Origin of the sequence: Lysinibacillus sp. FN11, from assembly GCF_024628845.1 — a bacterium.
In the GTDB taxonomy this organism is placed as follows: Bacteria; Bacillota; Bacilli; order Bacillales_A; family Planococcaceae; genus Lysinibacillus; species Lysinibacillus capsici.
In genome coordinates this window covers 4,595,826-4,612,477 of sequence record NZ_CP102383.1, presented here as the reverse complement: position 1 = coordinate 4,612,477, position 16,652 = coordinate 4,595,826, and the positions used below count along the sequence as shown (strand labels likewise).

Below are 16,652 nucleotides of genomic sequence, written 5' to 3'. Positions count from 1 at the left end.
ATATTTTGATGAATGTTATTTAATTATCTTTTTATACTCCCCCATGCATCGGGTCTTTTTTATGCTTTGGCCCAATCATGTTGAATAAAATATTAAGGATAATCGCTGTTACAGAACCACAAACGATACCATTAGATGTTAAGATTGAAACGCTTGTAGGCAGTGCATCAAAAATGCCAGGAACCACTGATACACCGACGCCTAAACTTACTGCAATCGCAGCAATCATCGCATTTTCTGCTGACTCGTTCATAACTGGTACAAGCATACCCATACCTTGCGTAATGACCATACCGAACATCGCAAGCATCGCTGCCCCTAATACAGACGTTGGAATAATCGTTGTTAACGCTGCGATTTTTGGTAGGAAGCCAAGTGCTACAAGTAAGCCACCTGTGATGTAAATGACTTTACGGTCTTTTACACCTGACATACGCGTTAGTCCCACATTTTGTGAGAATGTTGTGTATGGGAAGGCATTGAAAATACCACCAATTACTGAAGCTAGACCTTCTGAACGATAGCCACGAGCCAAATCTTTTGAATCTAATTTTTTATTACAAATATCACTTAACGCAAAATAAACACCAGATGATTCTACTAAAGATACCATTGCTACAAGTGTCATGGTAATAATCGCCGTTACATCAAATGTTGGCATGCCAAAGTAGAAAGGTTGTACCATGTGAAATACATTAGCATCTGCAACTGGCGTGAAATCTACCTTGTCCATGAAGGCACCTAAAACGGTACCTACTACTAATCCTATCAGAATAGAAATAGCACGAACAAAGCCTGTAGAAAAGCGATAAACGACTAAAATGATAACCAATGTAATGAAGGCTAAGGCTACATTAGAAGCAGAAGCAAAATCCTCAGCCCCTTGTCCACCTGCCATATTGTTTAATGCTACTGGTAATAAGGAAATACCGATAATTGAAACAACTGACCCTGTTACGACTGGTGGGAAGAATTTCACAAGCTTACCGAAGAAGCCCGCAATTATCATTACAATTACACCAGAGGCAATAATAGAACCATAAATGTCCGTAATACCCTGCTCTGGGTTTGTACCAATCGCAATAATTGGACTTACCGCTGTGAATGTACAGCCAAGTACTACAGGTAAGCCGATACCAATGAATTTACCTGAATAAACTTGTAAAAGTGTAGCGATCCCGCACATCATAATATCAATCGCTACTAAATACGTCATTTGTGTTGAATCGAAGCCAATTGCCCCACCGATAATCAATGGCACTAAAATGGCTCCAGCATACATTGCAAGTAAATGTTGAATCGCTAGCGCAGTCGATTTAAAGGTATTCATTACGCGCGAGCCTCCGTAGCAAATGTTACTTTGCCATCTTCAAGAGAATCTACAATTGCCAATGACTCAACGCGAACACCTTGCTCACGCAATAATTTTCCGCCATCTTGGAAGCCCTTTTCAATAACAATTCCAACTCCCACAACATTTGCACCCGCTTGTGCAGCAATATCAAGTAAGCCTTTGACAGCCTCACCATTGGCTAAGAAATCATCTACAATTAAAATATTGTCATCTTCGCTTAAGAAATTACGTGAGACTGAGATCTCATTTGTTTCATTTTTTGTGAATGAATGTACCTTTGATGAATAAAGGTTATCTGAAAGCGTTAATGATTTACGTTTACGAGCAAACACGACAGGCGCGCCAATTTCTAAGCCTAACATCACGGATGGGGCAATACCTGAAGATTCTATTGTTAAAATCTTTGTAATCACTTGATCAGAGAAACGATTTGCGAATTCATGACCAATTTCCTTCATTAGAATGGGATCAATTTGATGGTTTAAAAATGTATCAACCTTTAATACGGATGAAGATAATACTTTACCCTCTTGCATAATTTTGTCTTGTAATAACTTCATTTCTTTCATATCCTTCTTTCGTAAAAAATTATAAAAAAACGCTGAATACTTTGATTCCATTCTGCTACGAGTGGAGCAAAGCATTCAGCGCAAAAACGTCGAAATGAATAGAAAACATCATTAAAATAGAAGTTCTCTAAAAGCATTGCTACCCATAGTCGATTCATTTACGGTAAATCGGTAGAAACTTGCGAGCCCTATTCTCGCTATTATATGAGTGAATTTGTATGAAACTATCAGAATAACCAATTTATCACTTTATTCGGCAAGAGCTACTATCTCTCACCAAAAAAAGTTTGATTTTTCGGAATTTAATGGTATTCTGTAACTTTTTAATTGTAAACGTTCGTGTTTTCAATCAACGTACTGATTATAACAGACTATTTTCTAGCTTGCTAGCATTATTTTGATAAATGGAACGGTACTGTCATAATGACGACATTTCTGTGAAATAACAGTGATGTACGAATGAGAAGACTCGATTGGTTGTGTAGCATATGATGCCACCCTTTTTTCGGTAAGAATTGAGGGATAACAACCGTTACTTTATGACCTGTCTTCGTACATTGATGTTCTACTTTATCAATAAATTTAATTAATGGCTGTGTAATGCTGCGATATGGTGAATAGTAGGTAACTAATCGTACATCAGGTTGCCAGGCATTCCACTTCTCTTCAAAAGCTTTTGCATCTGCTTGGTCAAAAGCTACATAAAAGGCTATCACTTTATCAACCTTAAGTGATTTGGCATAATGTAGGGAGTTTTCAACCACCTTTGTTATGCCAGCTACTGGCACAATGAAAACATTCCCCTCAATAGTAGCCAGTTCCTCATGATTTAACCTTAACTGTTCTCCAACAGCTTGATAATGTTGCTTAATGCGATGGAATACAAAAATAATAATTGGTAAAAAGATAAACACCGGCCAAACTTGAGGCATTTTTGTCACAAAAAACATCATTGCCACGATGAAAGAGATAGCGGCCCCAATTGTGTTGATCGTAAATCTTGCTACCCAGCCTTTAGATTTTTCGCGCCACCATTTTCTCATCATCCCCGTTTGCGCTAATGTAAAGGGAATAAATACGCCTACTGCATAGAGCGGAATTAAATGCTCTGTGGCCCCGTCAAAAAGTATAATTAAAACAATGGTAGCAATACCTAGCATTAAAATACCATTTGAATAGCCAAGACGGTCCCCTCGGATTTGGAAGATTCTTGGGATAAAACCATCCTTCGATAAATTCACAGCAAGCAAGGGAAATGCTGAATACCCTGTGTTTGCGGCAAGTACTAAAATCATTGCAGTTGTCCCCTGAACAATATAATAAAGAAAATTCCGACCAACACTAGCTTCTGCTAGCTGGGAAACGACTGTTGCTTCTGCTGTTGGTGCAACGCCATAAAAATAAGCTAGACTAACAATCCCGATGAATAAAACGGCTAAAATGGCGCCCATTGCTAAAAGCGTTTTAGCAGCATTATTTGGAGCAGGATTTCTAAAATTAGGTATGGCGTTAGAAATAGCCTCTACTCCTGTTAACGCTGAGCTTCCTGATGCAAATGCCTTTAATAAAATAAATAGGCTAATCCCTGCCACTGGTGTCCCAATCTTTGGATGTAACTCTGCAGGCACCTGTCCAGTTGCCACATTATAGAGCCCAATCCCGATTAGCAACAGTATAACGCCTACAAATAGATAAACTGGGTAAGCCAAGATAGAGGCTGACTCTGTTACACCTCGCAAGTTTAAAATCGTTAAGAAAATCACAAATATAATAGCAATGGGTACATTATAAGCATGAAGACTTGGAAATGCAGATGTAATAGCATCTGTCCCGGCCGACACACTTACTGCTACTGTTAAAATATAATCAACAAGCAAAGAACCCCCTGCAACAAGACCTGCATTCACGCCTAAATTTTCTCGTGATACGACATAGGCGCCTCCCCCATGTGGATAGGCGAAGATAACTTGACGATAGGATAAAATCAGTGCCACGAGTAGAATAACCACTCCAGCGGCAATAGGTAAAGAATACCAAAACGCCATTGTACCTACCGTCATCAGGACAATTAAAATTTGTTCTGGTCCATAGGCTACTGATGACAATGCATCTGATGATAATATGGCCAGTGCCTTTGTTTTACTTAGCTTTTGTTCCCCTAACGCATCGGATCTTAATGGTTTGCCGATTACATAACGTTTGAATGAGGATTTCATTGATAAACACCTTCTAGTTTCATAGAATGTGTTTCGCCTTTCTAAATTACATCAAAAAACGCCTACAAGTCATCACTAAATAAGACTTGTAGACGCTCATCCGTCTGCCAAGCTCCACTTTTCTGCTCTTAACGCTTACGAGGTTAGCTGTCGGATTCGGGCCTGAGTAGCCCTACTCCTCCAAAAGGAAGAGATTCACCCCAAGAATGGCTATGCCATCCATCAAAATTGGTTCCCCCGCGTTTAGTTGCTTCAGCGATTTAGAAATTTGAAACTTTTATAATGATGTCATAGTACGCCTGCTAATTGAAAAAGTAAAGAAGAAAATTTTTTCTTTTTTGAACATATAAATAACCACTTCTTAAAGTAAATTTCCTGAATACCTAGTAAATACCCACAATAAAAACAATAAAACTGCCTTAAAGGTATGTTCTCCCTTTAAGACAGCTCATTAAATTAGTCATCAAAGCCTTGTTCAAAATCTATAATGTTTCCAGAGACTGCATCCACATCTACTTCGTATTCATATTGACCGTCTTTTAATTCAATTTCATATACACCATCATCAAGCTTAATTTTTGTCACTTTACCCTTTGCTTTTGTTTGGGCTGTCTTGATAGCCTGCTCTTTTGTAATTATTTTTGTTGTAGCAGTCGTAGCAGGAATATGATCATCCCAATCATCGTCATCTAAACGTTCCTTTTTCTGCTTGAGTAATTTCCCACTATAAGCATCAAATTTTAAATCATATTCTTCTGTATCTGTATACACCTCTACTTCATAAATAGAGCTAAACTGATTTTGGTCAAATTCGATATTTGCAACTGTACCATCCACTACCGCTAGCGCTTTCTTCTCAATTTCCTGCATGGATAAGACCTTTTTTTCTTGGGCATTTCCTGATAATAAAGTCGTCGAGCCAATCGCTGCACCCACTCCAAGAGTAATTACTAATGCTGGAATCATTATCATTTTTTTCATGTTCATCTCTCCTTTGTTTTATCTAAACTTAGCTTACCAAGTGAAGATGATAGAACTATAAGAGGAACATTAGAATTTCATGAGAATGATTTAATGATCGTCATCCCATGTTACAGACAGTACTTTTCCTGAAACAGCATGAATTTGAAATGTAGCTTCGTCCTCCTGCGTTTCAATCTCAACTAAATAGTAACCACCCTCTGAGGTTTCTTCAAAATCAACTGAATCCACTTCACCCTTTAATTGCTTAAGAGCTATTTGAATAGCCTGTTGCTCAGTAATAATAGGCTCTTCGATAGGTTGTTCTTGTGGCTCAACCTTTTTCTCTGCCAGTAGTTCGCCTGTATAACCATCAAGGGTTAAATCCTTTTGAATTTTCTCATTTTCAACACGTACAGTATAAACGGAGTCTGTAAGCATAACGCTTTCTACATCTCCATATTCCTTTTTAACCATTTGTCTGATCTGCTTTTCTGTTAATAGTAATTTACTTTGTCCTTCTTTCATGATTAGAGCAGTTATCTGTTGTGTCGTAACGTCAAGTATAGCTGCATACTTGACATCCTCACGCGTAAAAAGCATTTCAAAGGTATTTCCTTGTTTTTCAACTTGTGTAACATCACCATTGTAGATAGTCTCAATATGGCGAATAGCCTCCGCTTCACTAATAGGTTGAACGTAAAAATAACGATGTTGAACAAACCAAATTACTCCACTACAAAGAAGGATAATAACAACAATTACTAACATCCACTTTTTCATTGCTGTCCCTCCTTTGGTATACATAAAGTAAAGCTTGAGCCTTCCCCTAGCTTACTTTTCACATCGATCGTTATACCTAATTGTTGTGCCAGTTCATGTGCTATTGCTAGCCCTAGCCCTGAACCACCTGTTTTACGATTACGATCCTCTGTTACACGATAAAAACGCTCAAACAAATGAGGAATATGCTCGATTGGAATACCAATACCAAAATCTTGGATGGTAATACGTACATGATTGGTTGTTTCAGTGGCTTGAATACGTACTTCATCCTCACTATATTTCCTAGCATTATCCAGCAAAATAAAAAGTAGTTGCTTCAATATTTTTTCATCACTATAAATAAACTTTGGAATCTGCTCATCAATTCTAAATGTTCGATGATAAGCCTGTTCCATTTGTAAAGCTACTTTATTTAAGAACGGGGCAAGCTCTAGTTGTTCGAAATGAACGTCCAATTGCTCTTTATTTTTAGCTAGTTCTAGCAATTGCAATACCATTTCATGCATACGAGATGATTCATTGGCAATAGCTTGCAAGGATTCCTGAGCAACCTCCCGATTATCAAACCCCCTCCTTAGGAGTAGTTTTGCATAGCTTTCAATGACAGTTATAGGAGTTTTTAATTCATGGGAGGCATTTGATACAAATTCTTGTTGCTTCTGATAATGTTGTTCAAGCTTCTCCATCATCATATTAAAAGTGCGGTTAATGTTTGTTAATTCGTCCCCACCTTTTTCTGTGGTATCTATTTTTTCATATTTCCCAGTAGATGCACTTTTGCGCATGGTCTCATTTAAACGTTCTAACGGTAATAAAATAAGTCGCCCAAGTACCAAGCTCGCTAGGAAAATAGGAATCGATGCCACAACAGATACAACAACTAAGATGACCTTTAACAAATCTAATGTCCGTTCTACTTCTTCCATAGATTGCTGCAATGTTATGTCCACCACCGTTCCGTCGATCCAAATGGCAGGCATTGTGTAGGTAATAGAAGGGACCTCTTGCATTTCAAGTGTAGCCTGAACCTTCGTTTTCAAAAGTTCGCCATCATAAATATAAACGGCACCATCTGTTGGCATATAGGCTCTTAATACTTGCTGTAGGTTGGTTTGTGCATTTAACTGACTCAGTGTAGAGCTTAACTCATTTGCCCGTGACTGAAGCTGATTATATTCCGTATCATAGGCAAATTTCTCATATAACAAATAAATTCCACTATTTGTTGCCACTACTATAACTAGCATAAGCAATGTTGTTAGTAGATGGATTTTTGTTTTAAGTCTCATAACTATGTTCCTTTAGCACATATCCAACACCTCGAATTGTCTGGATAAGAGGTGTTGGATTAGCAGCCTCAAGCTTTTGTCGTACATAACGTATATAAACATCCACAACATTTGTATCCCCATAATAATCATAGCCCCACACAGCCTCTAATATTTGCTCCCTTGTCAGTACTTGTTTAGGATGCTTTAGTAAATAGAACAACAAATCATACTCACGAGGTGTCAGCTGAATTTCCTTATCAAAATATACAACTTCCCTTGTTTGCTCGTTTATCGATAAATGGCCAAATGAAAGTGCAACTTGCTTTGGACTTACCTTCTGCGAAAACCGTAATGCATTGCGAATTCGTGCCAGTAGCTCCTCAATTTCAAAAGGCTTTGTCACATAATCATTGGCTCCTAAATCCAAGCCCTTTACCTTATCCTCTACCTCGCTTTTGGCAGTTAGCATGATAACAGGTGTTTGAGATTCTGTTGCACGAATACGCTTTAGCACATCAATACCGCTCATCTCAGGTAGCATGATATCAAGTAAAATTAAATCCCATTGCTGCTCACGGTATTGTAGTAAGCCTTCTGTTCCTGTATGGGCCATTGCTGCCTCATATCCTTCAAATTGAAGCTCCAGTTGTAGCACTCTCGCAATATTTTCTTCATCTTCTATAATTAAAATTCGATGTGTCATGTCGAATCCGTCCTTCGCCTTTTCTTTTCATCGTATACGATACAAGTGGTGAAAGTCTAATTAGAAAATGATGAGAAAGACAATACATTTCTTTTTTTGACACAGGGTACGTCTTTAATTAATAAACTTTCGGTAAAAAGCTGTAAATATCCCTTTTTTCAAAAATTCCTGAGCTTACCCTAGCAACTTTTTTGCCATTTAAACGGTTTGGAAAGGGAAACTCCATATGTGGACCATTGTAATGAATAATTGTCACTGTACCATCAGAGTTATTACGCCAATCATAATTCCTTTCATCTGTTTTAATTGAAAGTTTAATCGAGACAAAAGCTAAACTTAAGAATAATATGAAGAAGATAAGACGAACGATTTTCAATAGAAACACTTCCTTTTCTATTAGCATAATAATTTACATCCTTACGCACTATTGAGTAATGTTAATAATTTGAACAAAAAAACCTCACCATAAGCTTTATGGATAGCCATTGGTGAGGTTTTTAATTATTGATGCAAAGCTCTATACAAAAATGCTACAAACTCTGCACGCGTTACAGGATCATTTGGTCTAAAGTTGCCATTATCTCCAATTGTGATACCATTTCCTGCGAGTATAGCAATAAAGTTGTATGCCCAGTGTGTTTTTGGCACATCTTTGAACGTATCTTTATTCGTTGAAGTTAAATTAAAGGCCAGAACTAATACTTTTGCCATTTGAGCGCGTGTCATATTAGTAGTTGGCTGAAAGTTCCCATCTATGCCTTCAAACAGACCTGCTTGTTGTACCTGATCGATTACCCCAAAATAGAGATGGCTTTTAGGTATATCATTAAATTCTCGCGCATCTTTTTTCGGTTCTAGCTCTAATGCCTTTGTTAACATCAGGGCAGCATGCTGGCGTTGAATTGGGGCATTCGGCTTGAACGTGCCATCTTGATAGCCTGTAATAATGCCCTGTCTTGCCATCTCCTGAATCATCGTCCATGCCCAATGTTCTTGAGAAATATCTGAGAAGATGATATCTGGCTCTGGTTGGGGTCTTGACTCTGTAGGCTGTGGATCAGTTGGCTCTTCAGGTTTAGGCTCTGGTTTTATAGGTATGGTAGGCTCTGGTATTGGGGCTGGATTCGGAGATATACTTCCTCCACCACCCGTTGAACCGCCTGTTACCCAATTGGCATATAATGTAATATTAGCCTTCACTACATCTTTGGAAAAATCCCATGGTGTTGTAAGATTAATATCCTTATACCAGCCTGTAAATGTATAACCAGCCTTTGTTGGGTCCGTTGGCTTTGTTGCCAAGGTATTTTCAGTTACCTTTTGTGATGCTACTGCACTGCCACCATTCGTTTCGAAACCTACCGTATACTGTGTGACGACCTTTTCCCACTTTGCATACAAGGTTGTATTTTGGGTTACCTTATCTGCTGTAAAATTCCATGGTGTTGTGAATTGAGCATCCTTATACCAGCCTAAAAATATATACTCTGCTTTTGTTGGGATTACTGGTATACTTACTAGTCCATCATACATTACGGTAATAGGATTTATTGCTGTTCCCCCATTTGTATTAAATGTGACAATATATGAATTTGCTATCCATTTCGCATACAACGCAAGATTGGATTCTTCAATATCAACAATACTATTTACTGCATAATCTATACCATCCCCCGCGTTAGTGCTGTTCCAACCACCAAATATATAGCCTGCTTTTTCTAACGATCCTGTATTATCTACTATCGTTGCTGGCGTATTTCTTGGGTACATATTCATATCTACTGGCGGATTTCCTTGTTCAGCTCCATTTCCATGATAGATAATTCGATAAGTAAGTAACTCGAACTGGTGGTTATTTTGATTGGCATAGGCTTGTGCAGTCGATGCATCATGACCATAAATAATTAAATTACTTGGATTTGCATTAAAAATATCTTCTAAAAGAATCGTTGCATCCGATAATATTTTCACATGATTAAGATTATTGTCATTAAAGGCATTATCCTCTACAGTCATTACATTTTCAGGAATTTCTAAACTACTAAGTCTATTCTCGCCAAAAGCCCATCTACCAATATTCGTTACACTACTAGGAATCTCTATACTTGTAAGCTGATTATCGAGAAATACACTTTCCGCTATACTTGTTATACTGAATGGAATCGTTACATTTGCAAGTTGATTTGTAGCAAATGCATACTCTCCTATACTTACGACATTAGAGGGTATCACTAGAGAGGTCAGGTGATTATTTGAAAACGCCCATTCTCCTATAGTCTCCAAAGTTGCTGGTAACTCAATGTTTGTTAATTGGTTCTCCATAAATGCGAAATCCCCAATTGTCTTAAGTTGATTTGGTAGCTTTACTGTAGCAAGCGTATTATCTAAAAATGCATATGTGCCAATTTGAGTCACTTGATCTGGTATTTCTATTGCAGTAAGTTTATTTGTAAAGAATACACCTTCACCTATCTTTTTAAGGGTATTTGGTAGTTTCACATATGTTAATTGATTTTCTGCAAATGCCAGATCTCCAATACTTGTTACACTGTCTGGTATAATTACCTGTGTAAGACTTTTTTCACCAAATGCTCCACTGCCTATTGCAGTTACTACCCTGCCGTCTAGCTGACTTGGAATGGTTATTGCAATATCAGTACCTATGTAATCTATAATCGTTACTGACCCATCCCTATTTTTTGTCCACTCATAATCCGCTTCATTGACAGGATCTGGAGAATCTATTCCTTGGAAGTTTATATTCAACCTATCTGCATACTCTTTTACAGAAGAATTCCCTGGAGCATAAATAATGAGGTTAGGACTATGCCCTATAAAAGCATCATCACTTATTTCAACATCTTTTGAATGTATAATGATTTCCTTTAGGTAATTATTAGAAAAGGCTCCATCTCCAATGCTTTTCACACTTTCTGGTATCTCTAAACTTTCAATATCATTCCTTGCAAATGCATTTGACCCTATTATTTTTACACCCTCTGGGATTTTCACATTGACAATATCATTCGTTGAAAATGCGTGATCTCCTATACTAATAACACTATTAGGTATATCTACGCTTTCTAGCAAATTTCCGGAAAATGCATAATTTCCGATACTACTTAGATTATTTGGAAGTATCACATTTGTTAGTTGGTTTAAGGAAAATACACCATCACTAATGTTCGTTAGATTACTTGGCAGTGTCACACTTGTTAACTGATTTTGATAAAAGGCATATGCACCAATTGTTGTTATTGTTTCTGGTATTGTGAGGCTTGTCAGCTTTTTATTAGTAAACACCCAAGGATCTATCCCTGTAACTATTTTCCCTTGTATTTGATGAGGAATTACCATATCTCCGCCAGTACCTGTGTATGTCTTTATAGTTATCGATCCATCAGGACTATCTTCAACATCATAATCAGCTTCATTAGCAAAAGTAAAAGGGATTTTCAATAACATAAGGAAGATAAATAGTGTAAACCATATTCCATATCTAACACTTTTTGCTTTCATATAGTCTCTCCTTTCTTTAAAAATGAAATAATTCTTCTTCATCTTAAAGGTAATTATTTACTCCTACTATTGAGGAATGTTAATTATTTTTAGGTAAATACAAAAATCCCATCATTGGTAGTCTTATCACACCAGTGATGGGATTTATTCTTATTGAGAGAGCGCTCTATATAAAAAGGTTGCGAATTCTGCCCGTGTAACAGCATCATTAGGTCTAAAATTACCTTGATCACCTATTGTGATACCGTTTGACGCAAGAATAGCAATATAATTGTATGCCCAATGAGCAGCAGATACATCATTAAATGTTTCTTTCTTAAGGGCTGTTAAGTTTAAAGCCTCTATCAATACTTTTGCCATTTGTGCACGTGTCATATTAGATTTTGGTTGGAAGTTTCCATCTATGCCATCAAACAGTCCTGCTTGTTGCACCTGCTTAATTACCTCAAAATAGAGATGGCTTTCAGGAGTATCATTAAATATAAACACCTCTTTTTTCGGCTCTAGCTCTAACGCTCTGGTAAACACCAGGGCAACATGCTGGCGCTGAATAGGTGCATTTGGCTTGAAGGTGCCGTCTTGATAGCCTGTAATAATGCCCTGTCTTGCCATCTCCTGAATCATCGTCCATGCCCAATGGCCCTGAGGAATATCTGAGAAAGTAATATCTGCCTCTGTTTGGGGTGTTGGCTCTGTTGGTTGTGGCTTAGCTGGCTCTTCAGGTTTAGGTTCTGGTTTTTTAGATAAGGTTGGCTCTATCCTTTCTGGCTCTGTTAGTGTTGGGGAGGAACTTCCTCCACCACCTGATGAATTGTTTGCTAGCCATTGCCATTTTGCATATAAAGTAGTATGAGCTGTCACTATATCTGTATTAAAATTCCATATTTTTGTAAATTGAGCATCTTTATACCAACCTGCAAATGAATAGCCTACCTTTATTGGGTTTATTGGTTGCATTGCGGTTGTATTAGCAGTAATCCTTTGGGACGATATAGCACTCCCACCATTTGATGCAAAGTCCAGAATATAATGTACAGTTTCTCTTTCCCATTTCGCATAAAGTGCTGTATCTTCTGACACTTTATCAGTATCAAAGCTCCATGGTTTGGTTAGCTCTTCATTCTTATACCAGCCTACAAATTTATAACCTGTTTTTGTCGGGGACAGTGGTTCATCTATTACCTCATGATACTTCGCTGTCACAGGAGAAATTACTGTCCCCCCATTTGTATAAAAGGTAATGATGTATTCATTTGCTATCCATTCTCCATATAATGTCATATTTTCTGTCGCTTTATCTATATCGAAGTTCCAAGGAACCATCAGCTCTTTGTCTTTATACCACCCTGTAAATGTATAGCCGATTTTGGTTAGATCTGATGGCTTGGTTAATAGCTCTCCATTCAATACCTCCACTGTTGTTGTATCTGTATCTGTATGAAATACAACAGTGTATGGTTTTTTCACCCATTTTCCATATAAAGTTAGGTTTCCCATTACAACATCTGTATCAAAGTTCCATGGCATAGTCAATTCTTCATCTTTATACCAGCCGATAAATTGAGAGCCTTCTTTTATCGGAGTTGCGGGGACAAGTGCCTTTTCTCCAGACAGTATTTTCTGTTCATCAACAGTTGTACTGCTATTTGGGTTAAATGTAAGTGTATATGTTTGCGCATTTCCCTTTGCATAAATTCTTGTTGGCTGTGTGACATTGCCATCCCACGGGTTTGCCCATGCCAAATCGCTATACCAACCATCAAACCTGTCACCTTGGTTCTTAAATGTATTAGGTTGCAACACTAATGATCTATTAAAGTAAACCCAATGTAACTGATTATAGGCAAATGCCCATTCATCTATATATGTAACTGCTTCAGGAATAGTTACCTCTTTCAAGTTATTACCATAAAATGCATAGAACCCTATCTTCTTTAAGTTATCTGGTAGAATAATGGTTGTAAAGTGATTATGATAAAATGCGTAGTTCCCTATACTTGTCACGCTACTGGGGATGGTTACACTTTCTAATTTATTCTTGAAAAATACACCGTTCTCTATTTTTGTTATACCATCTGGAATTGTCACATCTGTTAGCTGATTATATGCAAATGATTCTGCGCCTATTGTTTTTACGCTATCAGGAATATAGATAGTCGATAACTGGTTTTCAAAAAACGCCAGATTCCCTATACTCTCTAATCTATTAGGGAGAGACACAGTCGTGAGCTGATTCATCGAAAATGCTCTGTCCCCTATTTTAGTCACACTTTCAGGGATAGTTACACTTGTCACATTCTTATTAAAAAATGAAGATTCCCCTATTATTGTAACGGGCTGTCCATTAATAACAGCTGGAATATCAACATGTCCTCCTGCCCCTCCATAGGCTAAAAGTGTTATGCCCGTGTCATTGGGCGCTGTATAGAATTCCTTTACATTACCAACTAGATTTTTGTTAAGGCTCTTTTTAGCATGATTATCTGCTCCTTCTTCTATAGCATTATGCTCATCCTCATAAGAGGCTGGAATTTGCCCACATTGGAAAAAGAGCAATATTAGAAAGATCATCATGTTCGAGATTCTTTTCATTCCTCTCGCTCCTTCCTCTTAAAATCAAGTATTCTCCTCCCTTTATCTTAGAAAATTCAAGATGCTTCCACTATTGATGAATGTTAATTGTTTTATGTAAAAAAAAGACCGCTACCTAAAAAAGATAACGGATAACCTTATTCCAGCGTGTTTAATAATATTGCCTGGGCTCGATTTTTAACACCTAACTTACTATAAATTCCCGAGAGATAGACTCTTACTGTACCTTCAGATAAAAATAGCTGCTCGGCTATTTCCTTATTAGAAGCACCTTCTGATAATAAGGAAAACATTTCCTGTTCACGAGTTGTAAGGGACGCCAATGGTGAAATTTGCTTATGCTTTTGAGCGCTTTCCAGCAAGTGCTCAACATAGCTCATTGAAACCTCTCTCCACTCCTTTTCAGAAGATTGCTGTCGAATAACGGCATATTTTTTTAATAATGCGTATGTTTGAGGCTCATCCATAAAAGTTCTGATATATTGATAAGGTTCAGCTAATTTCACTGCTTGATGTAACGACCTCAACGCCTCATCTGCTTGTCCTTGCTCCGCCAAACATATGGCTAATAAAATTGTAGCTTCTATCCGCGTAGATAGCTGTTCTTGTTGTTGTGCCTGTGATTGCACGTGTATAATCAATTGCTGTGCTGCTAGTAAATGTCCTGTCATGAGTAAATAACGTGCTTTTACTAGCAAATAAAATGGAGAATCCTTATACACATTTTCTTTGATCTTGGTTAACTCCTGTTCTGCTTGGACAAGATTGTGTTCACGTAAAAATAAAAGTGCCTTCATCACTCTTATACTATCAATCCAATGATGTTCGTTGACCGTTTCAATTGCATGATCTAAAACGCCTTGAGCAACAATATACTGCTCTTTTAACACAGCTATTTTGCTTTTTAGAATGTACATCGGTACTAACAATCCTGCATCTTGAAATTGATGTCCAGAACGTATAGCTTCCTCTAATTCTATTGATAGCTCTGCAAATTGATTCCACTCATATAATTTTTCTGCACGCACGCCATAGCTATAGCCCGTCATACTTAAGTTTTTAAATTTCCCTGTTCTAAACTTAGCAAAAAAGGACATAGCCTGTTCATCTGAAAGCAACTTTCCTCGAGATCCGATATTTGTTCTAAACAACATAGGCTCTGTTTGATTATATTGTATAAATATTGCGTCCCATTTGGACCCGACTGGATTTCTCTCCAGTCTTTGTCGAATAAATTCCCCAGCTTGAGAAAGACCTCCATTTTTCATGACAAAAACATAGGCTTTCACACCTAGAAAATCATCGACAGCGGATGCATACTCGCTTTTATTCATCCATTGATTGGACCTATGCTTTTGCTCTAGGTTTAATATTGTCTGATAAGCATCTTCTAAATTGTGTAATGCTGCGAGTGTATAGGCATACATTACCATCAACTCTGGGTGTACCTCATACCCGTTAGACAAAAATGTATCAATCCATTTTACATAGGATGAGGAATGACCACAGGAAAGGAATGTTACAAGATGCTCCTGAATCCATTGTTCAGCATAAATAAACAAGTTGCCGCTTAAAGCAAGCTCTATTGCAGATAAAAAACTCCCATTATTATATAAAGCAACAGCTGCTTTTTCATATAAATTCAAAATATCATGCTGAGTAAAACGATTGCTCAATTCTTGACACAATGCTTCTCTAAATAAATTATGATATCGAAAAACCTGCTCTTTTGCTTCTACTCTGCTAATAAATAGTCCTTGTTGATCAAGCTCTAATAATACTAGTTGAGCATCAGTACGGTTTGTTAGGACATTACATGTATCTGCGGTCAATTGTTCCAAAAGTGAAGTATAAAGTAGAAAGATTTGGAGAGGTGGTGCTAGTTTTGAAAAAACTTCATTCATTAAATAGTGAATCACATATGAATTATTTTCCCTAAACTCTTTGTCATCTACATTGCGGAAACCTGCTAAATTGGTTAATTGTAACCCTGTAGCCCAACCCTCTGTTATCTCAAAAACCCTTTGAAGCTCCTTTGCATTTAGCTGTTTATTTAAATTTTTATAAAATACTTTTGCTTCTTCATATGTAAAAAGTAGATGCTCTACACCAATTTCAAGCAAGCAATGGTTTAATCTCCACTTTGCAATAGGTAATGAAATAGTTGATCTACTAGTCAAATAAATAAAGCAGTGTTCAGGTAAGAAATCAATGAGGCGAGTCATCGTTTGATGGATAGTGACATTATAAATATGATGATAATCATCAATCATAATATGAACCTTTTCAGTAGATAGCGATAATTCGTTTAATAAAGAGTCCACTAAATATTCTAAAGGTAACTGTGGTTGAGCATGCAGTATAGAATCAATCCGTGAGGAAGCTTCAGGCTGCAAGGAATGACCAATAGCGTGAATTAAATACTTCCAATAACGAATGGGATCATTGTCTGTTTGGTCCACTGTATACCATGCAACTGTCGTTTCAAGTTGCTGAAACCAACTACTTAACAAAGTGGTTTTACCATACCCTGCTGGCGCTTGTACTACTATAAGTTTTGCTGTTGACTGATGTAGAATGGCATTTAATCGTTCTCTTTCAATAACTTGCTTGCCCGTTTGAGGGACTGTTGTTTTTGAGGCTAATAAAATATTTGGCATCATGTAAACCTCCTTTCTCTTT

General features: G+C 37.4%; 11 protein-coding genes and 2 riboswitches. All 11 genes read right to left on the bottom strand.

The window, feature by feature from the left end; translation table 11 throughout:
- Positions 1 to 31: 31 nt before the first annotated feature.
- The 11 genes from NP781_RS24105 to NP781_RS25580 all read right to left on the bottom strand — a co-directional run bounded on the left by NP781_RS24105 (position 32) and on the right by NP781_RS25580 (position 16,630).
- On the bottom strand, positions 32 to 1,330 hold the full coding sequence (locus NP781_RS24105) for a nucleobase:cation symporter-2 family protein (RefSeq protein ID WP_257521000.1): 1,299 nt from the start codon (positions 1,328 to 1,330) through the stop codon (positions 32 to 34).
- A complete protein-coding gene (locus NP781_RS24100) occupies positions 1,330 to 1,914 on the bottom strand; it encodes a xanthine phosphoribosyltransferase (protein ID WP_221683358.1) in 585 nt (194 codons plus the stop codon). The genes NP781_RS24105 and NP781_RS24100 overlap by 1 nt, the downstream gene beginning before the upstream one ends.
- A 135-nt stretch (positions 1,915 to 2,049) precedes the next feature.
- Positions 2,050 to 2,151, bottom strand: a riboswitch (purine riboswitch).
- Positions 2,152 to 2,315: 164 nt separating this feature from the next.
- Positions 2,316 to 4,139, bottom strand: a complete 1,824-nt coding sequence (locus NP781_RS24095; protein WP_257520999.1) for an APC family permease — start codon at positions 4,137 to 4,139, stop codon at positions 2,316 to 2,318.
- A 118-nt stretch (positions 4,140 to 4,257) separates the two neighbouring features.
- Positions 4,258 to 4,407: riboswitch (cyclic di-AMP (ydaO/yuaA leader) on the bottom strand.
- 188 nt (positions 4,408 to 4,595) lie between these two features.
- The gene (locus tag NP781_RS24090; RefSeq protein ID WP_054548692.1) at positions 4,596 to 5,120 is read right to left on the bottom strand and encodes a PepSY domain-containing protein; all 525 of its coding nucleotides are present in this window, start codon (positions 5,118 to 5,120) and stop codon (positions 4,596 to 4,598) included.
- 90 nt (positions 5,121 to 5,210) lie between these two features.
- Positions 5,211 to 5,882 carry a PepSY domain-containing protein gene (locus NP781_RS24085; RefSeq protein WP_257520998.1) on the bottom strand — a complete coding sequence of 224 codons (672 nt, stop codon included), beginning with the start codon at positions 5,880 to 5,882 and terminating at the stop codon, positions 5,211 to 5,213.
- Complete coding sequence (locus NP781_RS24080; RefSeq protein WP_221683354.1) at positions 5,879 to 7,174, bottom strand: HAMP domain-containing sensor histidine kinase; 1,296 nt, start codon at positions 7,172 to 7,174, stop codon at positions 5,879 to 5,881. Before NP781_RS24080 ends, NP781_RS24085 begins: the two co-directional genes overlap by 4 nt.
- Positions 7,164 to 7,859 (bottom strand): response regulator transcription factor, encoded by a 696-nt coding sequence (locus tag NP781_RS24075; protein WP_009373358.1) that lies wholly within the window; start codon positions 7,857 to 7,859, stop codon positions 7,164 to 7,166. The genes NP781_RS24080 and NP781_RS24075 overlap by 11 nt, the downstream gene beginning before the upstream one ends.
- A gap of 118 nt (positions 7,860 to 7,977) precedes the next feature.
- Positions 7,978 to 8,262 (bottom strand): hypothetical protein, encoded by a 285-nt coding sequence (locus tag NP781_RS24070; RefSeq protein ID WP_257520997.1) that lies wholly within the window; start codon positions 8,260 to 8,262, stop codon positions 7,978 to 7,980.
- A 98-nt stretch (positions 8,263 to 8,360) separates the two neighbouring features.
- Positions 8,361 to 11,378 carry a leucine-rich repeat protein gene (locus NP781_RS24065; protein ID WP_257520996.1) on the bottom strand — a complete coding sequence of 1,006 codons (3,018 nt, stop codon included), beginning with the start codon at positions 11,376 to 11,378 and terminating at the stop codon, positions 8,361 to 8,363.
- Between the two features lie 150 nt (positions 11,379 to 11,528).
- A complete protein-coding gene (locus NP781_RS24060) occupies positions 11,529 to 13,970 on the bottom strand; it encodes an InlB B-repeat-containing protein (RefSeq protein ID WP_257520995.1) in 2,442 nt (813 codons plus the stop codon).
- 137 nt (positions 13,971 to 14,107) lie between these two features.
- On the bottom strand, positions 14,108 to 16,630 hold the full coding sequence (locus NP781_RS25580) for a winged helix-turn-helix domain-containing protein (protein WP_306829065.1): 2,523 nt from the start codon (positions 16,628 to 16,630) through the stop codon (positions 14,108 to 14,110).
- Between the last annotated feature and the right edge of the window lie 22 nt (positions 16,631 to 16,652).